The sequence below is a fragment of the Antarctobacter sp. genome (assembly GCF_965277915.1).
In the GTDB taxonomy this organism is placed as follows: domain Bacteria; phylum Pseudomonadota; class Alphaproteobacteria; order Rhodobacterales; family Rhodobacteraceae; genus Antarctobacter.
This window is the reverse complement of record NZ_OZ255849.1, coordinates 4,322,717-4,345,173: the sequence shown is the minus strand read 5'-3', so window position 1 is coordinate 4,345,173 and position 22,457 is coordinate 4,322,717. Positions and strand designations below refer to the sequence as shown.

Sequence of the window (22,457 nt, the reverse complement as noted above, 5' to 3'; positions counted from 1 at the left end):
CGAAACATAGACAAAGGGACTATGGCATTGTTGCCGCGACCGTTGTAATTTGCCCACAACTCAAACAACCGGAGGTGCGTCATGCTCAAGACAATCGTTATCGGAAGTTGTGTTTCGGTTCAGGGCCTCGTGGAAAAGACATTCCCCGATGGCCGCATATCGGTGCGCGTCGGCGACAACCTGTTCGTCGGCAAACCTGCCTGAAAGGTCCTCCGGGTGCCTTCACCCGGGTCGTAGTCAGTTCGCGGGGGCAGAGGGCGACTCGGCCCCTTTTTTCATGCGCATCGCTTCGATTTCACAGGCCATGTCCTCCGAGAGATCGGACAGAGCGTCGGCCTCGAGGCCGCGCTGCGCCTCGATCCGCAGGGCCGTCAGGTTGGCCTGATAGCGGCGGGCCAGCCGCGCTGTATCCGCGTCCTCCGGCAGCTCTCCGGCCGCTTTCGCGGCGTCGAAGATCGCCCGGAACTCGCCTGTCATCTTGTCGAGATAGTGACGTGACTGCACGGCCAGCGCAGCCTCGCCCTCTGTTGCGTCCAGCATCGTGCGGACCACCATGCAGGCGCGCCGCTTGGGATCGTCCGCCTCTGCCTTGGCAAACGAGCGAAGGAACTCCGCCAAAGCGGTCAGAGGCGATGCATGGGCCGTCTGCAGGTCCGCAAGGGTCTGCCTGTTGCGCTGGTAGTAGCGATCAAGCGCCAGCAGGAACAAGGCCTCCTTGCTCTTGAACGCGGCGTAGATGCTGCCGGGCTTCATCTGCAGGGCAGCCTCCAGGTCCTTCAGGGACGTCGCGTGATAGCCCTTTTTCCAGAACAGGGTCAGCGCCGCATCAAGCGCGGTATCGCGATCATATGGCCGTGCTCGTGTCATGGGCGACACATATAGGCGGTCCTGCTCCCTTTGTCCTGCGTTTGTCATGCTCGCTCACGTTTGAGTGAACACTCAAAGCCAGCATTGAGTGATCGCTCAAGTCAACTATGTTCCCTGCACAGACGGCACATCAAGCCAATCCAAAGGAGACAAAGATGACCGAATTCACCCTGCACGACGAAACCTCCGCACCCGAAGAGTCCAAGCCCCTGCTGGAAAACTCCAAGGCTGCCTTCGGCCGTCTGCCCGGCCTGCATCGGGTGATGGCAGAATCGCCGGCCTTGCTGGAGGGCTACCAAACCCTGCACCGGCTGTTTCAGAACAGCAGCTTTGACAAGGATGAGCTGACCGTCGTCTGGCAGGCGATCAACGTCGAGAACGAATGCCACTACTGCGTGCCAGCTCACACCGGCATCGCCAAGCAGATGGGCGTCGACGACGAGATCACCAACGCCCTGCGCGACGAAACGCCCTTGCCCACGGCCAAGCTGGAAGCGCTGCGGACCTTCACCCTGAAACTGGTGCGCCAGAACGGCTTCGTGGCGGACGAGGACGTGCAAGCCTTCCTTGATGCCGGCTACACCCACCAGAACATCCTGGATGTGATCCTGGGCTACAGCCAGAAGATCATGTCGAACTACACCAACCACCTCGCCCGGACGCCGGTCGACAAGGTGTTCGAAAAGTTCGCCTGGTCCAAGACCGACAAGGCGGCCTGAAACGGGCCAAGCCTCACAAGGCGACCAACGAAAAAGGCCGGCGAATTTCGCCGGCCTTTCCATGTGGTGCTATCAGCGGGATCAGTCCAGCGACCGTTCGATCTCTTGGCGTTCGAAGATCTCGATCACGTCGCCCGGACGGATGTCGTCGTAGTTCTCGAAGGCCATGCCGCATTCCTGGCCGGACTGCACCTCGGCAACCTCGTCCTTGAAACGCTTGAGCGTTTTCAGCGTACCTTCGTGGATCACCACGTCGTCGCGCAGCAGGCGCACGCCGGCGGAGCGGCGGGCAATGCCCTCGGTGACGAGACAGCCGGCCACCTTGCCGACGTTCGACACCTTGAAGACTTCCTTGATCTCGGCATACCCGATGAAGTTCTCGCGGATCTCGTTCGACAGCAGGCCCGAGGCCGCCGCCTTCACGTCGTCCACGAGGTCGTAGATCACCGAGTAATAGCGGATCTCGACGCCCTTCTGGTTGGCCGCGTTGCGGGCGGGCGCATTGGCCCGCACGTTGAAGCCGATCACCGGACAGCCGGAGGCCTCTGCAAGGCCCACGTCGGTTTCGGTGATGGCGCCCACGCCATAGTGGATGACCCGTACGCGGACCTCGTCGTTGCCGACCTTCTCCAGCGCCTGAACGATGGCCTCGGAAGAACCCTGCACGTCCGCCTTGACGATGACCGGCAGCTCGCTGACGTTCTCGTCTTCCTTGGCCTTCTGCAGCAGTTGGTCCAGCGTGGTGGCGGCACCTGCCGCGGCACGCTTTTCCTTGGCCAGGTTGGCACGATACTCGGCGATTTCACGCGCTTGCGCCTCGGTCTCGGTGACGTTCAGAACGTCGCCGGCCTCGGGTGTGCCGTTCAGGCCCAGCACCTCGACAGGCACCGAGGGACCGGCTTCCTTGACGCGGTCGCCCTTGTCGTTGATCAGCGCACGGACCTTGCCGTACTGCTCGCCGACGACAAAGACATCGCCCTGACGCAGGGTGCCGCGCTGAACCAGCACGGTCGCCACGGGGCCACGGCCCACGTCCAGCTGCGCCTCGATCACGGCACCTTCGGCGGCCCGGTTCGGGTTCGCCTTCAGTTCCAGGATCTCGGCCTGCAGCGCGATGGCTTCCAGCAGTTCATCCAGGCCCTGGCCAGTATGGGCCGAGACCTCGACGTCCTGCACGTCACCGGACAGTTCCTCGACGATCACCTCGTGCTGCAACAGATCGGTGCGCACCTTGGTGGGGTTGGCCGACGGCTTGTCGATCTTGTTGATCGCCACGATCATCGGCACCTTCGCCGCCTTGGCGTGGTTGATGGCCTCGACGGTCTGCGGCATCACCGCGTCATCCGCGGCAACCACCAGCACGACGATATCCGTCACCTGTGCCCCGCGCGAGCGCATCGAGGTAAAGGCCGCGTGGCCCGGCGTATCGAGGAAGCTCAGCACCGCACCGCTGTCGGTCGTCACCTGGTAGGCGCCGATGTGCTGCGTGATGCCGCCCGCTTCGCCGGCCGTCACCTTGGCATCCCGGATCGCGTCCAGAAGCGAGGTCTTGCCGTGGTCGACGTGGCCCATGATCGTGATGACCGGGGGACGCGGGTGCAGGTCTTCGGGCTTGTCCTCGACCTCCTTGATGACGTCCTCGACATCGGCGTCCGACACGCGCTGCACGCGGTGACCGAATTCCTCGATGATCAATTCCGCGGTATCGGCGTCGATCGACTGGTTCTGGGTCGCCATGATGCCGTTGTTCATCAGCGACTTGACGACATCGCCCACGCGTTCGGCCATGCGGTTGGCCAGTTCGGCCACCGTGATCGCCTCGGGCAGCTTGACGTCGCGCGTCACCTTCTCGCGCGCCTGTTGGCCGCCCATCGCCTTCTGGCGTGCGCGTTCCTGTTTCCGTTTCATCGCGGCCAGGGATTTCTGCCGGCCGCCTTCGCCGCCCGACAGGGCCTGGTTCAGGGTCAGCTTGCCCGAACGGCGTCCGCCGTCGCCACGGCCACGTCCACCACGACCGCTCTTCTGGTCGTCGCGGTCGGGGGTCCGGCGCGGGGCCTCGTCCTTCTTGGGCTTGGCGCGGGCCTGTTCGTCGGCCTTGGGCGCAGGCTGGGCGGCGGCAGCGGCAGCGGCCTTGGCCGCGTCCTCCGCCTCGCGCTTCTTGCGCTCTTCTTCCTCGGCCTTGCGCTTCAGCGCTTCCTCGGCTTCGCGCTGTTCGCGCTCTTTCTGTTCCTTTTCGGCGCGGAGGCGCTCGCGCTCTTCGGCGCGGGCCTTTTCCTCGGCCTCGCGCTTGGCGGCTTCCTCGGCCTCGCGTGCCTTGGCGGCTTGCAGCGCCTTCAGGCGGCGCTCCATCTCTGCGTCCGAGATGCCGGCCGGGCGCTTGCCACCCGAACCGCCGACCTGGCCGCCCTTGCCGCCACCCGCGCCGCTACCGGCGCCGGGCTTCGGGACGACGACCCGCTTACGCTTGGTCTCCACCACGACGTTCTTTGTGCGTCCGTGGCTGAAGCTCTGCTTCACACTGCCCGAACGGGCCCCGCCGCCACGCACGCCCAATGTCTTTTTGCCGTCGTTATCGCTCATAAAGCTTCTTCATCCTTTCCGGTGGCCCCTGCCACCGCGATCCGCGTCTGACGTGACGCGTACACCCTTCAAGCGCTGGGCTTCCTCTACAATACGCGGCACGAGTCCGCCAGAGCCAAGCGCGGCATGTATCACAGTTTGTCGGCCAAAGGCCATGCCCAGTTCATCTGCCGTCAGCCAGCCGATGTAATCGCCGCCATACGGCGTCGACAGTTTCGACTTGCCCCGACCCGAGCCGTCCTCCGCCTGGATCAGCACCGAGGCCTCTTCCATCTGCAACCAGGACTTGACCTTCTCGTAGCCCGAGATGGCCTGTCCCGACTTCCGCGCCAGCGAGATCAGGTCGATGACCCGCTTCGCCAGCATCTGTTCGATCAGATCGGACAGCCCGTCGGGGAGTTTCACGGGCTGTTTCATTGCCCGTGAGAAAAGCCCCTTTGCGGCTGCCTTGTCGATCGCCGCCCGGTTGGCCGATATATATACGCCTCGTCCGGGCAATTTACCAGCCAGATCCGGAACCATCCGTCCGTCCGGGCCCAGAACGAACCGGATCAGCCCGTCGCGGGGCTGCACATCGCCGGTGGCGATGCACTTCCGCTCTGGTCCGTCGTCGTGCGTCTTGGCCCGTCCGCCTCTCGTCATGCCGGTATCAGGCCTCCTGCTCTTCGGTCTCGCCGGTGTCGTCGGACAGGTCTGCGTCACCTTCCTCGGCCTCGGCCTCCAGCTCGGTGGGATCGACCCAGCCCAGCAGGACGCGCGCGGTCATGACCATGTTCTGCGCCTCTTCGAGATCGACCTCGAATTTCTCCAGCAGGCCGTCGTCCTTGACGCGCTGGCCGTCCACGGTGGTCCAGCCGCCGGCCAGTTCCCAGTCGGCGCAGGTGGCAAAGTCTTCCAGCGTCTTGATGCCGTCCTCGGCCAGCGCCTCGACCATCTGGGGCGTCAGGCCCTCGAAGTTCACAAGGCTGTCGTCGACGCCCAGTTCGCGGGCGTGTTCCAGCGCCTTGCGCGCCTGTTCTTCCAGAACGTCGCGGGCACGGGCCTGCAACTCGTTGGCGGTGTCCTCGTCCACGCCGTCGATCACCAGCAGTTCGTCGATCTCGACATAGGCCACTTCCTCGAGGTTGGTGAAGCCTTCGGAGACCAGGAGCTGGGCAAAGAACTCGTCCAGGTCCAGCGTGTCCATGAACAGCTTGGTGCGTTCCTCGAACTCGGCCTGGCGGCGCTTCGATTCTTCCTCTTCTGTCATGATGTCGATGTCGAGCGCGGTCAGCTGCGAAGCCAGGCGCACGTTCTGACCGCGACGACCGATCGCCAGCGACAGCTGCTCGTCCGGCACGACCACCTCGATGCGCTCGGCCTCTTCGTCCAGGACCACCTTGCTGACCTCGGCGGGCTGCAGGGCGTTCACCAGGAAGGTCGGCACATCCTCGTTCCACGGAATGATGTCGATCTTTTCGCCCTGAAGCTCGTTCACCACGGCCTGCACACGGCTGCCGCGCATACCCACGCAGGCGCCGACCGGGTCGATGCCGCTGTCATAGGAAATCACGGCGATCTTGGCGCGCGAACCGGGGTCGCGGGCGACGGCCTTGATCTCGATGATGCCGTCGTAGATTTCCGGCACTTCCATCTTGAACAGCTCGGCCATGAACTGCGGGTCGGTCCGCGACAGGAAGATCTGCGGGCCGCGGGTCTCGCGCCGCACGTCCTTGATGTAGCAGCGGATGCGGTCGCCGGGGCGATACGATTCGCGACCGATCTTCTCGTTGCGGCGCAGGATCGCCTCGCCACGGCCCACGTCGACGATGACGTTGCCGTATTCCTCGCGCTTGACGACGCCGTTGATGATGGTGCCGGCGCGGTCCTTGAATTCGTCGTACTGGCGGTCGCGCTCGGCCTCGCGGACCTTTTGCAGGATCACCTGCTTGGCCGACTGCGCCGCGATCCGGCCCAGTTCCACCGGCGGCACCTCTTCCGAGTAGACGTCACCCACCTGCGGGTCGGCCATGTACTGCTTGGCCTGCTCGACGGTCATCTCTGCCTGGTAGTTTTCCAGTTCCTCGTCCTCGACCACGGTGCGGACGCGGGTAAAGGTCGCCTTGCCGGTGCGCCGGTCGATCGACACGCGGATGTCCATCTCGGCGCCGTAGCGGGACTTGGCCGCCCGGGCGAGGCTTTCTTCCATCGCTTCGACGACCAGACCGGGGTCGATCATCTTCTCGCGCGCCACCGCCTCGGCGGTCTGCAGGAGTTCCAGCTGGTTTGCAGAGGTGATTGCCATTGTTATTGCTCCTCGTCCCGAGACTGTTCGGTCTCGATCTCGTCAAACTTGGTCTCGTCCAGTGTCGTGCCTGCGCCCTGGGCATCCGCCTTCTTGCGGGCCTTCAGCATGAGGCGGATCAGTTCGTCGGTCATCACCAGCTTGGCGTCGGTCAGCCAGTCGAATTCCAGCCCGATGGTGCCCTCGTCGAGGTTGATCAGGACCTCGCCGTCCTCGACCCCGGCCAGCACGCCGCGAAACCGCTTGCGGCCCTCGATCATCTCCGAGGTTTCAAGCCGGGCTTCGTAGCCCTCGTAGGTCTCGAAATCCTTCAGCCGGGTCAGGTGGCGGTCGATGCCGGGGCTGGACACTTCCAGCGTATAGGCGTCGATGATCGGGTCCTCGACGTCCAGCACGGCGCTGACGGCGGTCGAGATCTCGCCGCATTCATCCACCTCGATTCCGCCCTGGGGGCGTTCGGCCATGATCTGCAGCGTCGGCACCTGTCCACCCATCAGTCGGATGCGGACCAGTTCGAAACCCATGTCCTCGATCACGGGCTGCACGATTTCCGCAAGACGCTTGTCCATGCCGGTCTTTGCGATCAGGTCGGTCATTGGTCATTTGCCTTTCGGGCACAAAAAAACGGGCCAGCGGCCCGTTTGCGAAAGAACGATGGGCGCCGGGGCTGAACCTCGGCGCGCCGCTGTTGAAGCGCATATAGGCGAGCGCCGGACCGGACGCAAGCAGATTCGCGAAGGGAGGGCGCCGGGGCGGATGTCCTCCCCCGCGAAGGCGCCCCGGCGGTCAGGGTTAACAAAACCCTGCGCCTTTGTACGAAATGCAGGAATCGCCGTACGTTTTGTACAAAACGTACACAGGCGCGGGCTCAGGTCATGACGTCCGGGGCCGTTCGCCCGGTGCGTTCCGGCAGGCCGGTCAGCGCGTTCACCGCCGCCGCCAGGTCGCGCAGCGCCGCCTGAGTCTCGACGTTCAGATCACCCCCGGCGGGCTCGTAGCGTTCCAGGTAGACGCGGATCGTCGCGCCCTCGGTGCCGGTGCCCGACAGGCGGATCACCGCCCGGCTGTCGTCCTCGAAAAAGATCCGCAAGCCTTGGTTTTTGCTGACAGATCCGTCCACCGGATCGGTGTAGGAGAACTGGTCCGCGCGGGCGATCACCTTGGGCGGATTGCCGACCTCGGTGCCGGGAAGATCGTCCAGCCGGGCGTTCATGTCGCCCATCAGCCCCTCGGCGGCGGCGGCATCCACCGCCTCGTAATCGTGCCGCGAATAGTAGTCGCGCCCATAGCTGCGCCAGTGGTCCTGGAGGATCTCCGACACGGGAATCTTGCGTGCGGCCAATATGTTAAGCCACAAAAGCACCGCCCACAGCCCGTCCTTTTCGCGGACGTGATCGCTCCCGGTGCCGGCGCTTTCCTCGCCGCAAAGCGTGGCGCGGCCCGCGTCCAGCAGGTTGCCGAAGAACTTCCAGCCGGTCGGCGTCTCAAAGCTTTCGATGCCCAGTTTTTCCGCCACACGGTCGGCGGCACGGCTCGTCGGCATCGACCGCGCGACACCTGCCAGCCCGCTGGCGTACCCCGGCGCAAGATGGGCATTTGCGGCCAGCACGGCCAGGCTGTCCGAGGGCGTGACATAGACGCCCTTGCCCAGGATCATGTTGCGATCGCCGTCCCCGTCCGAAGCGGCGGCAAAGTCCGGCCCGTCGTCGCGCATCACCATGTCGACCAGCGGCTTGGCCCAGATCGGGTTCGGGTCCGGATGCCCCTTGCCGAAATCGACCGAAGGCACGCCGTTCAGCACCGTCCCCTTGGGGGCGCCCAGCATTCCTTCAATGATCGCAGTGGCATAAGGGCCGGTCACCGCGTGCATCGCGTCGAATTTCAGGGTAAAGCCCCCGGCGATCAGCGCCCGGATGGCGTCGAAATCGAACAGTTCCTGCATCAGCGAGGCGTAATCCGCCACCGGGTCCAGGATCTCGACCGTCATCTTGCCCAGCCCGGTTTCGCCCAGGATTCCCAGGTCCACGTCCGGCGTTTCCAGCGTGGTGTATTCGGAAATGCCCTGCGTCTGCTCGTGGATCGCCGCGGTCACGCTCTCCGGCGCGGGGCCACCGTTGGAGATGTTGTATTTCAGGCCGAAATCCGCCTCGATGCCGCCCGGGTTATGGCTCGCCGACAGGACAAGCCCGCCATCGGCACCGCGCTTGCGGATCAGGTTCGAGGCAGCCGGCGTCGACAACAGGCCTTCGCGTCCGACGATGCAGCGCGCGGCACCCTGTGCGGCGGCCATGCGAAGGATGATCTGGATCGCCTCGGCGTTGTAGTAACGCCCGTCCCCGCCGACGACGAATGTCCTATCCTCAACCCCGCCGATGGCGTTGAAGATCGACTGCACGAAGGCCTCGACATAGCCGTCCTGCATGAAGACGCGCGTCTTCTTGCGCAGGCCGGACGTGCCGGGTTTCTGGCCGTCAAAGGGCGTCAGCGGGCGGGTGATGGGCGTCATGGAAATGGTCCTTTCTAATCGGTCCCTCTGCGGTCCTTGGGCATGAAAGCGCGAATGCGGCTCTCGGGCAATGCTTCCTTGAGGCCATCGACCGCCACGGGCAGGCGGCGGCGCCAGTTCGGATGCTCGGCGATGGTGCCGGGCAGGTTCTGCGCCTCGAGGCAACCCAGCAGGTCGTCCAGTTGCAATGCCACCAGCGCGGATGGCGCGGTGCAAAGCCGGGCTTGCACCGCTTCGGTGATCCTGTCGATACGGGCCGCAGGCGGCAGGCCGCACAAGTCGCGCAGGCCCGCACGCTGCCGGGCGCGTTCATCGTGTCGCGCCCGGGTCTGGCTGCTGTTCAACCAGCCCATGCGTTGCCACCAGTCGATGTCCTGCCCGTACCAGAAGCCGCGTAGCGTCGGCGTGTCGTGGGTGCCGAAACAAGCCAGAGAGAAAGCGCGCAGGTCCTTGGGATCGCACAGTGTTCCGTCTTGCGCCGTCTCGTATTGCCAGACGGCATAACTCAGCAGCCCGGCGCGGTTCAGGGTCTCGCGGAAGCCGTCGGGCACAAGGCCAAGGTCCTCCCCCACGACCAGGCAGCGGGTCCGTGCCGCCTCGATGGCGATCACGGCAAGCAGGCTTTCGAATGGCTGCGAGACATAGCCGCCCGGGCTGCCGTCGTCGGGAATCCAGAAGCTGCGCAACAGGCCCAGCGCGTGATCCACCCGCAGGATGCCCGCCTTGGCCATCAGCTTGCGCAGCATGGCGCGCAGCGGACGGTATTGTGCGGCGCGCAGACGGGCCGGCGCATGGGCGGCCAGGTTCCAGGACTGGCCCTCGGGGTTCAGGTGATCGGGCGGAGCACCGATGGTGACGCCTTGGGCGATGGTGTCGCGATGCATCCAGACTTCGGCGCCGCCGGGCCGCGCGCCCACGGCCAGGTCAAGGTACAGCCCGAAGTCCATCCCGGCCTCGCGCGCGGTGGCCTGCGCGGCGTCGATCTGTGTCTCGGCCCGCCATTGCAGCCACTGGTGGAATTCCACGCCCTCGGCGGCGGCACGCGCGGCCTCGGGGCCGGGGCGGCGCAGGGCGTCGGGCCAGCTGCGGAAATCCTCGCCGTAAAGGGCGCTCAGTGCTTCGAACTGGGCAAAGGTATCCAACCGGGCACCGCCCTCGGCCCGGAAGCTCTGAAAGGCGCGGCGCTCGGGTTCCGGGGCGGCCTCGAATCGCTGGTATTCGCTGTGCAGCGCGCCGCGCTGGCGTCGGCGGTAGGTGACATAGTCGATCAGCTCATCCCGTGGTGTCGGCCCCAGTCCGGCGCGCGGCGCGATGTGATCGGTGCTGAAAAATCCCCGGTGCGTCGGGGAATAGGGGCTGGTCATCTCCTCGGCGGTCCAGCCCAAGGCGTGGATCGGGTTCAGCCCGAAGAATTGCGCCCCCGCCTGCGCCAGCGCCCGCAGGGCGGCGGGCAGGTCGCCATAGCTGCCCAACCCGCCGTTGTGCGCGGAACGCAGGCCATAAAGCGCGCCGCAAACGCCCCATCCCTTGGCCCGCCCGGTGAGATCCTGAACGGTTGGCGCATGGGCGGGGGCCGCCAGCACCAGCGATTCGGAATGTCGGTCCGGCGCGGCAACATGCAGAGTGAAATACCCCATGCCCAGCGGCGCCATGTCGATGCTGTCGCCGGCCCTCCCCGCCTGCACCTCGGCGCCACTTTCGTCCAGCAGCATCCAGTCGCAGGGCGACGGGACGGGCAGGGACAGCGGCTTGCCTGCGCGGGCCAGGATCTCGGTCGGCACGGGATTCTCGTCCTGCCGGGCGCGCAGATGGTCCAGCGCTTCGGTCACCGCGGCGGGCGTATCGGCCGCGACACCCATGCCCCCGAGAAGCGCGCGCAATGTCTCCGGGGCGGCGGCGTGTTCATGACCTTGCAGATCGTGAAAGCCGAGATGAACGCCATAGGCCTTCGCCAGGTCGCGCAGGTCCTCATCGGCTCCGGTCATGTCGTCTTCTCCGGATGGCGGACAAAGCCCGCGACGCTGAATGCGGCGACACTGACGGTCGCCTCGGTGATGTCCTGCGGGGTCTGGCGGGACGTCGAACTGTCGATCTCGCGCCGCCAGATACCGGCGGTCCGGGGCAGTTCCAGCACTTGATCGCTGCCCTCGCGGTTGAAGGCCAGCAGGACTTGCTCGGTGTCGGCGCAGCCTGACGGACTTTCGGCACAGCCGCGCAGCAGCAGGCAGAGCGAGGTCAGCCCCGGATCGCGCCAGTTGAGCGCGCTGCCGTCAAAGGCCCGCCACTCCACGTCCGGTTTTCCGTCCTTGCGCTGGACACCGTGCAGGAACCTTCCCTGCCGCAACACGCCGTGCGCCTTGCGGAAAGCGATCAGTGCGGCGGTGAAATTGACCAGGTCCTCGTCCATTGCCGCCCAGTCCAGCCAACTGGTCTCGTTGTCCTGGCAATAGGCGTTGTTGTTGCCGCCCTGCGAGTTGCCGCCTTCATCACCTGCCAGGATCATCGGCGTGCCCTGAGACAACATCACCGTGGCCAGCATGTTGCGCACGCGCTGTCGGCGGGCCGAGAGAATCGCCTTGTCCTCCGTCTCGCCTTCTTCGCCCAGGTTGTCCGAGTGGTTGGCGTGGTGGCCGTCGCGGTTGCCCTCGCCGTTGGCCTCGTTGTGGCGCTTTGAGTAGGCGGTGACATCGGCCAGGGTGAACCCGTCGTGGGCGGCGGCGAAATTGACAGAGGCCCAGGTGCGTCGCCCACGCGTATCGAACAGGTCGGCCGTGCCCAGCAGGGCCGAACCAAGGTCCTGCGCCGCGTGTCCGTCACCGCGCCAGAAACGCCGGACGGTGTCGCGAAAGCGGTCGTTCCACTCGGCGAATTCCGGTGGGAACTCGCCCAGCCGATAGCCGCCATGCCCCAGGTCCCACGGCTCGGCGATCAGCTTGACCTCTGCCAGCAGCGGGTCCTGCCTGAGCGCGTCCATGAACCCGCCATTCCGGTCGAAGCCCTGTCGTTCGCGCCCCAGCGTGGTGGCAAGGTCAAAGCGGAACCCGTCCACGCCCATGCAATCGACCCAGAAACGCAGGGAATCCAGGATCAGGCGCAGGACAAAGGGATGATCCGTGTTCAGCGTGTTCCCGGTGCCGGTGTCGTTGACGTAGAACCGCGGCTGGCCCTCGACCAGCCGGTAGTAAGAGGCATTGTCGAGCCCGCGAAACGAGAAGGTCGGCCCAAGCTGATCGCCCTCGGCAGAGTGGTTGTAGACCACGTCCAAGATCACCTCGATCCCGGCCGCGTGGAACTTGTCGACCATCCGGCGAAAGCCCGCCACGCCAGCAGGGCCAAGATAGCGCGGTTCGGGGACAAAGAACCCGGCGGTATTGTAGCCCCAGTAATTAATCAGCCCGCGCCCGGTCAGCGCGTTTTCCGACCGGATCGCCTGCACCGGCAACAGTTCGACCGTAGTGATGCCCAGCCGGGTCAGGTGGTCCAGCATCGGGTCCGATGCCAGCCCCTCGACCGTGCCGCGCAAGGCCTCGGGCACTTTCGGGTGGCGCATCGTACTCCCGCGGACATGGGTTTCGTAGATGACCGTGTTGCTCCATCCGCGCCGCAGTCGCTTGCTGCCGGTGGGATAGTCCGCCGGGTCCCAGACCACGGATTTCGGCGTATGGGGTGCGCTGTCGGACGAGTTGAACGACAGATCGGCATCTGCCGAACCGGTGCTGTAGCCGAAGGTGGCAGGATGCGTGCTGAACGCACCGTGCAGGGCGCGGGTATAGGGATCGACCAGCAGCTTGTTTGCATTGAATCGATGGCCGCGTTCTGGGGCAAAGGGGCCGTGGACGCGATAGCCATAGAGCGTCCCGGGCTTAAGCCCGGCCACATACCCGTGCCAGACCGGGCCGCGCCGTTCAGGCAGCGACAGCCGCTGCACCTCGGTTTTGCCATCTGGCGAGAACAGGCACAGGTCGACCCGCTGGGCATGATCCGAGAAGAGCGCGAAGTTGGTGCCTTCACCGTCAAAGACGGCGCCCAGCCGGTTTGGCCGGCCGGCGCCGATCCCGTATGTGCCGCCCTTGGTCTTGGTCATGCGCAGAGGGTCTCGTACATCCGGACATAGTCGCGGGCCGAGCTTTCCCAGCCCACGGGTTGACGCATGGCCGCCGCCTGCATCTGTTTCCAGAGGTTCCGGTCGGAATAGGCGGCGATGGCGCGGGCTATCGCATCCTCGATCCCGGCGACGGAGACATCGTCAAAGACAAAGCCCGTGGCCACGCCCGCCGCCAGCGCCGCGTGGTTGGCGTCGATCACCGTGTCGGCCAGCCCGCCGGTCCGCGCCACCACCGGCAAGGTGCCGTAGCGCAACCCGTACAGCTGCGTCAGGCCGCAGGGTTCGAACCTCGAGGGGATCAGGATCGCGTCAGAGCCGCCCTGCATCAGGTGCGACAGCGCCTCGTCATAGCCGATCTCGACCCCCACCTTGCCGGGAAACTGCGCGGCGGCGCCACGGAAGGCCCGCTCCAGCTCCGGATCGCCCGAGCCGAGCAACGCCAGCTGCCCGCCGCCCGCGACCAGCGCGGGCAGGGCGCCGGCCAGCGCGTCCAGCCCCTTTTGCAGGGTCAGGCGGCTGATGACGCAAAAAAGCGGGCCGTCATGATCGGGGTCCAGCCCAAGCCGCTCTGCCAGTGCGGCGCGGTTCTTGGCCTTGGCCCCCAGCCGTTTCAGGCCGTAGGTCGCGGGCAGGGCAGGATCGCTCTTGGGGTTCCAGGCTTCCAGGTCGATGCCGTTCAGGATGCCGGTCAGATCAGAGGCCCGACCCGCCAGAACCCCGTTCAGACCCATGCCGAACTGCGGTGTCAGGATCTCGCGCGCATAGGTCGGGCTGACGGTCGTGATGTGATCGGCATAGACCAGCCCGGCCTTGAGAAAGCTGACATCGCCGTAGTATTCCAGCCCGCCGGGGTGGAACCAGTCGCTGCGCAACTGCAGGTCGCCCATGACATGCGGGCCAAACCGGCCCTGGAAGGCGATGTTGTGGATGGTGATGACCGACTTGGGCGGTGTGCGTCCATCCTGTTTCAGATAGACCGGTGCCAGCGCGGCCTGCCAGTCATGCGCGTGCAGCACGTCCGGCACCCAGCCGTCCAGCCCGTCGAAACTGATCCGCGCCGCCGCTTGTGCCAACGCGCCGAATCGACGGTGATTGTCGGGCCAGTCCTTGCCATCGGCGCCGGTGTAGGGTGCGCCGGGCCGGTCGAAGAGCTGCGGCGCGTCCAGTAGAAGCAAGGTCAGGCCCTGGGCCTGAACCTCGACCAGCCGCCCGGTGCCTCCGGGCAGGTCGCCAAAGCTGGCCACCTCCTTGCCCTTGGCCAGCAAGGGGAACAGCGCCGGGTAGGCGGGCAGGACCGTCTTGACCTCGACCCCCAGCGGCGCCAACGCGCCCGGCAGGGCACCCGCCACGTCCGCGAGCCCCCCGGTCTTGACGAAGGGCGCACATTCCGAGGTGACCATCAGCACCTTCATGGGTTTACTCCAGGTCTTCGATCATCTTGCGCGTGATCAGGCAGATGCCCTGTTCCGTCCTGCGAAAGCGCTTGGCGTCCAGTTCGGGGTCCTCACCCACGACCAGCCCCGGCGGGATCTGCACCCCGCGGTCGATGATCGCGTTCTTGACATGCGCCCGTCGTCCGACCTCCGAGTAGGGCAGGGCGACGACGCCTTCGAGTTGCGAATAGGAATGCGTCTTGACCCCGGTGAACATCAGGCAGCGATACAGTGACGAGCCAGAGATGATGCAGCCGCCCGACACCATCGACGACACGGCCTGACCACGCCGGCCTTCCTCGTTGTGGATGAACTTGGCCGGGGCCGTCAGTTCGGAATAGGTCCAGATCGGCCAGTCGGTGGCGTAGAGGTCCAGCTCGGGCTCGAAATCGGTGAGGTCGATATTGGCCTGCCAGTAGGCATCCAGCGTGCCGACGTCGCGCCAGTAGGGCTTTGTCTCCAGACCGGCCATCACGCAGGACCGGCCGAAGGGATGGGCCACCGCGTCGCCCGAGGCGACCAGCCCGGGAATGATGTCCTTGCCGAAATCATGGCTGGAATTCGGGTCCTTGGCATCCGCCTCCAGCAGGTCGCAGAGGAAATCGGTCTCGAAGACGTAGATCCCCATCGATGCCAGGGAACGGGTCGGATCGTCCGGCATGGTCGGCGGATCGGCGGGCTTTTCGACGAAGTCCAGGATCTTGTCGTTCTCGTCCACCGCCATGACGCCAAAGCCCTTGGCCTCTTCGCGCGGCACCTCGATACAGCCGACCGTCACCTTGGCGCCGGACACCACATGCTGTTCGATCATGTGGGAATAGTCCTGCTTGTAGATGTGGTCCCCGGCGAGGATCAGGATGTACTTGGGCTCGTACCCTTTGATGATCGAGATGTTCTGCGTGACCGCGTCGGCGGTGCCCTTGTACCAGTTTTCCTCGTCCAGCTGCTGTGACGCCGGGAGAATATCCAGCCCCTCGTTGCGTTCGGCCCGGAAGAAGGACCAGCCGCGTTGCAGGTGGCGGATCAGGCTGTGTGCCTTGTACTGGGTGGCAACGCCGATGCGGCGGATGCCAGAGTTGACCGCGTTCGACAGGGCAAAGTCGATGATCCGGGTCTTGCCGCCGAAATAGACCGCGGGTTTGGCACGGATGTCGGTCATTTCTTTCAGGCGCGACCCGCGTCCGCCTGCCAGGACATAGGCCATCGTTTGCTGGGCCAGTCTGAACCTGTCGTATTCCATGTGATCCTCCCCCGTTGATTGGCGCCCGGTCACTCCCCCCCGGACAGTTGAAAGAACACCGTCGCCAGCGGCGGTACGGTGATCTCGATCGAATAGGCGCAGCCGTGTGCGGATTCCGCCGTGGCGGTCACGCCGCCCGGGTTGCCCTGGCCGCTGCCGCCATATAGCGGCGCGTCGGTGTTCAGGCGTTCGTCCCAGTGGCCCGCATGCGGTACGCCGATCCGGTAATCATGCCGCGTCACCGGGGTGAAATTCGACACCATCAGCACCGGCGCCTCGCCCTCGTCGCCCATGCGTATCCATGTGAAGATGGATTCCGCCGCGTTGCCACCATCGATCCAGCGGAAGCCCTCTGCCTTGCTGTCAAGTTGGTACAGCGCGGGTGTGCCCCGGTAGAGCGTGTTGAGATCGCGGACCAGCCGCTGCATGCCCTTGTGTGGCTCCTGCTCCAGCAGGTGCCAGTCGAGGCTGCGGTTGTGGTTCCATTCCTCCCACTGCGCGATCTCGCCTCCCATGAACATCAGCTTCTTGCCGGGGTGTCCGTACATGAAGCCGAAATAGGCGCGCAGGTTCGCGAATTTCTGCCAGTCGTCGCCCGGCATCCGCGACAGCAGCGACCCCTTGCCATGCACGACCTCGTCATGGCTGAGCGGCAGCACGAAGTTTTCGGAAAAGGCGTAGTGCAGCCCGAAGGTCATCTTGTCGTGGTGGTATTTGCGGTTGATCGGGTCCTCGCCCATGTAGCGCAGGGTGTCGTTCATCCACCCCATGTTCCACTTGAAGCCAAAGCCCAGTCCGCCGGTATCGGTGGGCGCGCTGACGCCCGGAAAGGCGGTGGATTCCTCTGCCACGGTCATGATGTCCGGGTGGGCCGCGTAGACCTGTTCGTTCATGTGCCGCAGAAAGGCGATGGCCTCGAGGTTCTCGCGCCCGCCGTGCTGGTTGGGAATCCATTCCCCGTCCTTGCGGGAATAGTCGCGATACAGCATCGAGGCCACCGCATCGACGCGTAGCCCGTCGATGTGGAACTCCTCCAGCCAGAAACGCGCGTTGGCGATCAGGAAATTCGCCACCTCGGTGCGGCCATAGTTGTAGACCAGCGTGTTCCAGTCCGGGTGATAGCCTTCCTTCGGGTCGGAATGTTCATACAAGGCCGAGCCGTCGAACCGTGCGAGCCCGTGGCTGTCGGTGGGGAAATGGCCCGGCACCCAGTCGATGATCACACCCAGGCCGGCGCCATGCGCGGCCTCGACAAATGCCCGGAAATCCTCGGGCGTGCCAAAACGCGAGGTCGGGGCATAGAGGCCCACGGGCTGATAGCCCCAGGAGCCACCGAAAGGGTATTCGGAAATCGGTGTCAGCTCGATATGGGTAAAGCCCATCTCGGCGGCGTAGCGCACCAGTTCCTCGGCATGTTCGCGGTAGGACAGCGGCCGGTCGCCGTCCTCCGGCACGCGGCGCCAGCTTTCCAGGTGGACCTCGTAGATCGCGATCGGCTGGTCGATGCGGTGTTTCTGCCAGCGCGTCGCCATCCAGCCGTTGTCCATCCACCAGTGCTGGCCCAGATCGCGGACGACAGAGGCGGTGTTGGGTGGCAATTCGGCACCGAATCCCACCGGGTCGGCCTTGAGCGGCAGGAGCATCCCGTTGGCGTCCAGCAGCTCGAACTTGTAGAGCGCCCCCTCACTCACGCCGGGCACGAAGATTTCCCAGATGCCGGTTGGTCCACGGCGGCGCATGACGTGGCGGCGGCCGTCCCATTCGTTGAAGTTGCCAACCACCGACACACGCGCAGCGTTGGGCGCCCAGACGGCGAAATGTACGCCCCATGTCCCGGCGTAAGAGGTCAGATGTGCCCCCAGCGCGCGCCAGAGCTGCCCATGTGTGCCTTCGCCCAGCAGGTACTCGTCGACCTCGCCCAGCACGGTGCCGAAGGCATAGGCGTCTTCCTCTTCCCAGCTCTCGTCGCCGCGCGACAGGCGCAGGCGATAGTCATAACGCCCGGCAATTCCCGGCAGGATGCCATCGTACAGCCCCGGCGCGCCCTCGACCGGGTCCAGCACCGCCAGCAACATGCCACTGTCACGCGCCAGAACCTCGACCCGATCGACGTTCGGGTAGAAGACCCGCACGCATTGGCTACCGTCCGGCAGGGTGTGTTGGCCAAGCACAGAGAACGGGTCGCCGTGGCGTCCCTCGACGATGTCTCGTGCCGTGCGTTGGTCGAGAGGGGCTGTCATGCGCTTTGCTCCAGTTGGCCGTCAATGGCGCTATGCACGTTCCAGATGTCACGCGCGTAACCCCGGATCGTTCTGTCGGAGGAAAACCAGCCGACGCTGGCGGTGTTGCTCAGGGCCATTGCCGCCCAGGTCGACTGGTGCTTGAAGGCCTCGTCGGCGCGGCGCTGGGTGTCAAAGTAGCTGTCGAAATCGCAGGATACGAGGAAATGGTCGTGATCCCAAAGATTTCCGACAATTCCGTGATAGCGCCCCGGTTCCTGCGGAGAGAAGCGCCCCTCGGCAATCTGGGCCAGCACCTTTTGCATCCGCGGGCTTTGTTCGATGGCGGCGCGGGCATAGCCGTGGTGATTGCGGCGTTCGATCACCTCTTCGGCGGTCAGGCCGAAGAGAAAGAAGTTTTCCGCCCCGACATGTTCACGGATTTCCACGTTGGCGCCATCCAGCGTGCCGATCGTCAGCGCGCCGTTCAGGGCGAATTTCATGTTGCCCGTGCCGCTGGCCTCCTTGCCGGCGGTCGAGATCTGTTCGCTGAGATCCGCCGCCGGGATCAGCAGTTCGGCCATCGTGACATTGTAGTTGGGCGGATAGACGATCTTCAGCAGGTCTTTCGTCACCGGATCGTTGTTCAGCACCGCCGCCACGTCGTTGATCAGGCGGATGATCTCCTTGGCGACGTGATAGCCCGGCGCGGCCTTGCCGCCGAAAATCTTGACCCGCGGTGTCCAGTCGGCGCCGGGGTTCGCGTGCATCTCGTTCCAGAGCGCGATGGTTTCCAGGATGTTCATCAACTGGCGCTTGTATTCATGGATGCGCTTGATCTGGACGTCGAACATCGCGTTCGGGTCGATGGCGATGCCGCAATGATCCTGGACCCAGTGGGACAGGCGTTCCTTGTTGACTCGTTTGGCCGCCATGAAGGCACGCAGGAAGTCCGGGTCGCCTGTGCGGCTTCGCAGCGCGCCCAGCTGCTCCAGGTCCGCAGCCCAGCCCTCGCCGATTTCCCGGGTGATGAGGTCGCTCAGTGCCGGGTTGCAACCGTGCAGCCAGCGGCGCGGCGTGATGCCGTTGGTCTGGTTCACGATGCGGGTGGGGTGGATGCGGTGCAGGTCGGCAAAGACGGTGGATTTCACCAGGTCGGTGTGCAGCGCCGAGACGCCGTTGACCTTGTGCGCCATGATGAAGGCCAGCTCGCCCATGTTGACGTTGCCGTGGTCCAGGATGCGCGGGCTGCCCGGATATTGCGCTTGTTGGTCGGCTTCGATGGCGCGGATGATTTCCAGGTGGCGGGGCAGCACGCGACCTAACAGCCATTCGGGCCAGCGTTCCAGCGCTTCGGGCAAGAGCGTGTGGTTGGTGTAGCCCAGGCAGCGGCGGGCAATGTCGATGGCCTCTGGCATCTCCAGTCCATGCTCGTCAGCCAGGATGCGCACCAGTTCCGGTCCGGCGATGGCCGGATGTGTATCGTTGAGCTGGATCGCCGCGGCCTCTGGCAGCTGGCGGATGTCGTCGTGATCGATGAAAAAGCGGCGCAGCAGGTCCTGGATCGACGCGGCGGTAAAGAAATACTCTTGCTTCAGGCGCAGTTCCTTGCCGCTTTCGGTCGTGTCGTCCGGATACAGAACCCGGCAGATCGTGCGGGCCAGTGCCTCGGACCGGCTGGCGGCAAGGTAGTCGCCCCGGTTGAAGCTGGCGAGGTCGAATTCCTTTTGCGGTCGCGCCGACCAAAGGCGCAGCGTGTTGCCCCAGCGCCCCTGCCAGCCGACAACGGGTGTGTCGAAGGCGGTGGCGATCACGGTTTCATGCGGATGCCACTGGGCCTTGCCTTCATGGTGATGGACATGGCCGCCGAAGCAGACCTTGTAGTTCACCTCGGGGCGTTCGAATTCCCAGGCGTGGCGCTGTTGCAGCCAAGTCTCCGGCTTTTCGATCTGCTGACCCTCGACGAAATCCTGTTCGAACAGCCCGTGTTCGTAACGGATGCCAAAGCCCATCGCGGGGATCCCAAGCGTGGCGAGGCTGTCCATGAAGCAGGCCGCCAACCGGCCCAGACCGCCATTCCCCAGCGCCGCGTCCGGTTCGTCCTTGACCAGCTGATCATAGTCCTGGCCCAGTTCGGTCACTGCGGCGCGGGCTTCGTCGACAAGGCCAAGATTCGCGGCCACGTCTTCGATCAGGCGGCCGATCAGGAATTCCATCGACAGGTAATAGACGCGCTTGGCGTGGCGGTCGTAACTGGCCTTGGTGCTCTGGAACCAGGACTCCATCATCCGGTCCCGCAGGGTCAGAGACAGCGCCATGCGCCAGTCGTAGATCGCGGCATGCTCGGCGTCCTTGCCTAGTGAGCAACGCAGATGTGCGAGGATGTCGTCTTTCATTGGATCGGTCCTGTCCTTCGGGCGGCGGTGTGCGCGCCACTGATCCGTGTCACGCCTGTTATCGCTAACGACAGTTTCCAGGCATTGGCCAGACCTGACTTGGAGCAGCGTGAACCCGCGAGCGCCCTGTTGCAAGCAGGTCCCTAAAAAAGGCCGTCCCCTGCCTGTTTCGGGGGCGGCCATGCGGATTCTATGCCGCGGCCTTGGGCACAAGTTGCTGTTCCTCGACGGGGGGCGGTTCCATCGCGCCGGTCATGATGGCCACGGCATCCGACATCGAGATCTTGGCCGGATCGACCACGGCGTGCCGTTTGCCCAGCCGGTGAATGTGGACGCGATCGGCCACCTCGAAGACATGCGGCATGTTGTGGCTGATCAGGATGATCGGGATGCCCTTGGCGCGTACGTCCTGGATCAGCTCCAGCACCCGGCGGCTTTCCTTGACCCCCAGCGCGGCGGTTGGCTCGTCCATGATGATGAACTTGCGGGCAAAGGCCGCGGCGCGGGCCACGGCGACGCCCTGGCGCTGACCGCCGGACAGGGTCTCGACCGCCTGGTTGATCGACTGGACAGTCATCAGGCCCAGCTCGGTCAGCTTGTCGCGGGCGAATTTCTCCATCGCCCTCTTGTCGAGCTGGCGAAAGACGCTGCCCATGATGCCGGGTTTTCGCAATTCGCGCCCGGCGAACATGTTGTCCGCGATGGACAGGGCAGGCGACAGGGCCAACTGCTGGTAGACGATCTCGATCCCCATTTCCCGCGCCTGCAGGGGCGAGGTGAAATGCACCGGCTTGCCTTCGATCCTGATTTCGCCTTCGTCGGCCTGCACGGCGCCGCAGATCGCCTTGACGATCGAGGACTTGCCGGCCCCGTTGTCGCCGATCACCGCCAGCACTTCGCCGGGGAAAAGATCGAAATCGGAGTGGTTGATCGCGGTGACGTGGCCATAGCGCTTCACGATCCCGCGGCCTTGAACGATAGGTTGCACAGTCATTATCCCGACACCTTCCGGATCCATTGGTCGACAGAGACGGCCGCGATGATGAGCACGCCGATGAGCAGGTAGGTCCACTGCGCGTCCGCGCCGAGCAGCCGCAGGCCAAGGGTGAACACCCCGACGATCAGTGCCCCGAAGAGCGAGCCCAGGACCGAGCCGCGACCGCCGAAGAGCGAAATGCCCCCGATCACCACGGCGGTGATGCTTTCGATGTTGGCCAACTGGCCGGAGGTGGGAGAGACGGAACCGATGCGCCCGATCAGGGCCCAGCCGGCAAAGGCGCAGATCAGGCCGGAAAGCGCGTAGACCGAGACGAGAACCTTGTTCGCTTCCATCCCCGACAGTTCTGCGGCTTCCTTGTCATCGCCCACCGCGTAGACATGCCGGCCCCAGGCGGTCTGCGTCAGGGCATAGGTCAGCACGGCAAAGAGGATCAGCATGAAGATCGCGCCGAATGTCAGGCGTGCGCTGCCGATCTGGATCACGTTGCCGAAGAACTGCAGGATCGGGGCGTGCTCCGAGATTTCCTGCGAGCGGATGGTTTCGTTCGCCGAATATAGGAAGTTGGCGGCCAGAACGATCTGCCACATGCCCAACGTCACGATGAAGGGAGGCAGTTTCATCCGCGTGACCAACAGGCCGTTGATGGCGCCGATGCCGGTGCCGACCGCCAGGCCGCAGATCACCGCGAGGCCCGGAGGAATACCATAGCGAAAGGTGAACTGTCCCATGACGACGGAACTCATGACCATGATGGCGCCGACGCTGAGGTCGATGCCCGCGGTCAGGATCACCAGGGATTGCGCCGCAGCGACGATGCCGACGATCTGCACCTGTTGCAGGATCAGCGTCAGAGCGAAGGGCGAAAAGAACTTGGAGCCCAGCAGCAGCCCGAAGACGATGATGGACAGGACCAGGACGATCAGTGGAACCAGGGCCGGATTCGTATGCAAACGGTGCTGGAGGTTGTAGACGAAACCTTCCCGCTTTTCGAATTCGGCCACGCTCTGCGTGGCTTCGGACAACGACGACTCGTAGTCCTGCCCCTTCGAGGCAGACTCTGACATGGGGGTCCTCCCGTCTATGTAGGTGCGTTCTGATGCGCGTTTTG

General features: G+C 64.8%; 16 protein-coding genes. 2 read left to right on the top strand and 14 right to left on the bottom strand.

The annotated features are described in order from the left end of the window. Positions 1-81: 81 nt before the first annotated feature. Complete coding sequence (locus tag ACQY5B_RS22205; RefSeq protein ID WP_420327355.1) at positions 82-204, top strand: hypothetical protein; 123 nt, start codon at positions 82-84, stop codon at positions 202-204. 33 nt (positions 205-237) lie between these two features. Here ACQY5B_RS22205 and ACQY5B_RS22200 read toward each other — a convergent pair whose 3' ends face one another. After that, positions 238-867, bottom strand: coding sequence for a TetR/AcrR family transcriptional regulator (locus ACQY5B_RS22200; RefSeq protein WP_420327356.1), 630 nt, complete (start codon positions 865-867; stop codon positions 238-240). 155 nt (positions 868-1,022) lie between these two features. Between ACQY5B_RS22200 and ACQY5B_RS22195 the strand changes: the two genes are divergently transcribed. Continuing rightward, entirely contained in the window at positions 1,023-1,586 is a 564-nt protein-coding gene (locus ACQY5B_RS22195; protein ID WP_305967922.1) for a carboxymuconolactone decarboxylase family protein, read from the top strand. Between the two features lie 81 nt (positions 1,587-1,667). Here ACQY5B_RS22195 and infB read toward each other — a convergent pair whose 3' ends face one another. The 13 genes from infB to ACQY5B_RS22130 all read right to left on the bottom strand — a co-directional run bounded on the left by infB (position 1,668) and on the right by ACQY5B_RS22130 (position 22,413). Then, positions 1,668-4,166, bottom strand: a complete 2,499-nt coding sequence (gene infB / locus ACQY5B_RS22190) for a translation initiation factor IF-2 (protein WP_420327357.1) — start codon at positions 4,164-4,166, stop codon at positions 1,668-1,670. 9 nt (positions 4,167-4,175) lie between these two features. After that, positions 4,176-4,808, bottom strand: a complete 633-nt coding sequence (locus ACQY5B_RS22185) for an RNA-binding protein (RefSeq protein WP_305967924.1) — start codon at positions 4,806-4,808, stop codon at positions 4,176-4,178. Between the two features lie 7 nt (positions 4,809-4,815). After that, on the bottom strand, positions 4,816-6,450 hold the full coding sequence (gene nusA, locus ACQY5B_RS22180; RefSeq protein ID WP_420327358.1) for a transcription termination factor NusA: 1,635 nt from the start codon (positions 6,448-6,450) through the stop codon (positions 4,816-4,818). 2 nt (positions 6,451-6,452) lie between these two features. Then, a complete protein-coding gene (gene rimP / locus ACQY5B_RS22175; RefSeq protein WP_420327359.1) occupies positions 6,453-7,046 on the bottom strand; it encodes a ribosome maturation factor RimP in 594 nt (197 codons plus the stop codon). A gap of 272 nt (positions 7,047-7,318) precedes the next feature. Then, entirely contained in the window at positions 7,319-8,956 is a 1,638-nt protein-coding gene (locus tag ACQY5B_RS22170) for an alpha-D-glucose phosphate-specific phosphoglucomutase (RefSeq protein WP_420327360.1), read from the bottom strand. Positions 8,957-8,970: 14 nt separating this feature from the next. Beyond that, positions 8,971-10,941 (bottom strand): 4-alpha-glucanotransferase, encoded by a 1,971-nt coding sequence (gene malQ / locus ACQY5B_RS22165; protein ID WP_305967928.1) that lies wholly within the window; start codon positions 10,939-10,941, stop codon positions 8,971-8,973. Further along, positions 10,938-13,040: a glycogen debranching protein GlgX gene (gene glgX / locus ACQY5B_RS22160; protein ID WP_420327361.1), complete on the bottom strand. Its 2,103-nt coding sequence runs from the start codon at positions 13,038-13,040 to the stop codon at positions 10,938-10,940. Before glgX ends, malQ begins: the two co-directional genes overlap by 4 nt. Then, positions 13,037-14,473 (bottom strand): glycogen synthase GlgA, encoded by a 1,437-nt coding sequence (glgA, locus tag ACQY5B_RS22155; protein ID WP_420327363.1) that lies wholly within the window; start codon positions 14,471-14,473, stop codon positions 13,037-13,039. Before glgA ends, glgX begins: the two co-directional genes overlap by 4 nt. Positions 14,474-14,477: 4 nt before the next feature. Then, complete coding sequence (gene glgC / locus ACQY5B_RS22150) at positions 14,478-15,734, bottom strand: glucose-1-phosphate adenylyltransferase (protein WP_305967931.1); 1,257 nt, start codon at positions 15,732-15,734, stop codon at positions 14,478-14,480. A 29-nt stretch (positions 15,735-15,763) separates the two neighbouring features. Then, complete coding sequence (glgB, locus tag ACQY5B_RS22145) at positions 15,764-17,974, bottom strand: 1,4-alpha-glucan branching protein GlgB (protein WP_420327365.1); 2,211 nt, start codon at positions 17,972-17,974, stop codon at positions 15,764-15,766. Next, a complete protein-coding gene (locus tag ACQY5B_RS22140; RefSeq protein ID WP_420327366.1) occupies positions 17,971-20,349 on the bottom strand; it encodes a glycogen/starch/alpha-glucan phosphorylase in 2,379 nt (792 codons plus the stop codon). Before ACQY5B_RS22140 ends, glgB begins: the two co-directional genes overlap by 4 nt. Before the next feature lie 190 nt (positions 20,350-20,539). Next, positions 20,540-21,343, bottom strand: a complete 804-nt coding sequence (locus ACQY5B_RS22135; protein WP_305967934.1) for an ATP-binding cassette domain-containing protein — start codon at positions 21,341-21,343, stop codon at positions 20,540-20,542. Beyond that, positions 21,343-22,413: an ABC transporter permease gene (locus ACQY5B_RS22130; protein WP_305967935.1), complete on the bottom strand. Its 1,071-nt coding sequence runs from the start codon at positions 22,411-22,413 to the stop codon at positions 21,343-21,345. The genes ACQY5B_RS22135 and ACQY5B_RS22130 overlap by 1 nt, the downstream gene beginning before the upstream one ends. Positions 22,414-22,457: the final 44 nt, after the last annotated feature.

Coding starts and splice junctions, on each gene's coding strand:
- ACQY5B_RS22205 (WP_420327355.1), top strand. CDS start 82: ATGCTCAAGACAATCGTTATCGGAAGTTGTGTTTCGGTTCAGGGCCTC.
- ACQY5B_RS22200 (WP_420327356.1), bottom strand. CDS start 867: ATGACACGAGCACGGCCATATGATCGCGATACCGCGCTTGATGCGGCG.
- ACQY5B_RS22195 (WP_305967922.1), top strand. CDS start 1,023: ATGACCGAATTCACCCTGCACGACGAAACCTCCGCACCCGAAGAGTCC.
- infB (WP_420327357.1), bottom strand. CDS start 4,166: ATGAGCGATAACGACGGCAAAAAGACATTGGGCGTGCGTGGCGGCGGG.
- ACQY5B_RS22185 (WP_305967924.1), bottom strand. CDS start 4,808: ATGACGAGAGGCGGACGGGCCAAGACGCACGACGACGGACCAGAGCGG.
- nusA (WP_420327358.1), bottom strand. CDS start 6,450: ATGGCAATCACCTCTGCAAACCAGCTGGAACTCCTGCAGACCGCCGAG.
- rimP (WP_420327359.1), bottom strand. CDS start 7,046: ATGACCGACCTGATCGCAAAGACCGGCATGGACAAGCGTCTTGCGGAA.
- ACQY5B_RS22170 (WP_420327360.1), bottom strand. CDS start 8,956: ATGACGCCCATCACCCGCCCGCTGACGCCCTTTGACGGCCAGAAACCC.
- malQ (WP_305967928.1), bottom strand. CDS start 10,941: ATGACCGGAGCCGATGAGGACCTGCGCGACCTGGCGAAGGCCTATGGC.
- glgX (WP_420327361.1), bottom strand. CDS start 13,040: ATGACCAAGACCAAGGGCGGCACATACGGGATCGGCGCCGGCCGGCCA.
- glgA (WP_420327363.1), bottom strand. CDS start 14,473: ATGAAGGTGCTGATGGTCACCTCGGAATGTGCGCCCTTCGTCAAGACC.
- glgC (WP_305967931.1), bottom strand. CDS start 15,734: ATGGAATACGACAGGTTCAGACTGGCCCAGCAAACGATGGCCTATGTC.
- glgB (WP_420327365.1), bottom strand. CDS start 17,974: ATGACAGCCCCTCTCGACCAACGCACGGCACGAGACATCGTCGAGGGA.
- ACQY5B_RS22140 (WP_420327366.1), bottom strand. CDS start 20,349: ATGAAAGACGACATCCTCGCACATCTGCGTTGCTCACTAGGCAAGGAC.
- ACQY5B_RS22135 (WP_305967934.1), bottom strand. CDS start 21,343: ATGACTGTGCAACCTATCGTTCAAGGCCGCGGGATCGTGAAGCGCTAT.
- ACQY5B_RS22130 (WP_305967935.1), bottom strand. CDS start 22,413: ATGTCAGAGTCTGCCTCGAAGGGGCAGGACTACGAGTCGTCGTTGTCC.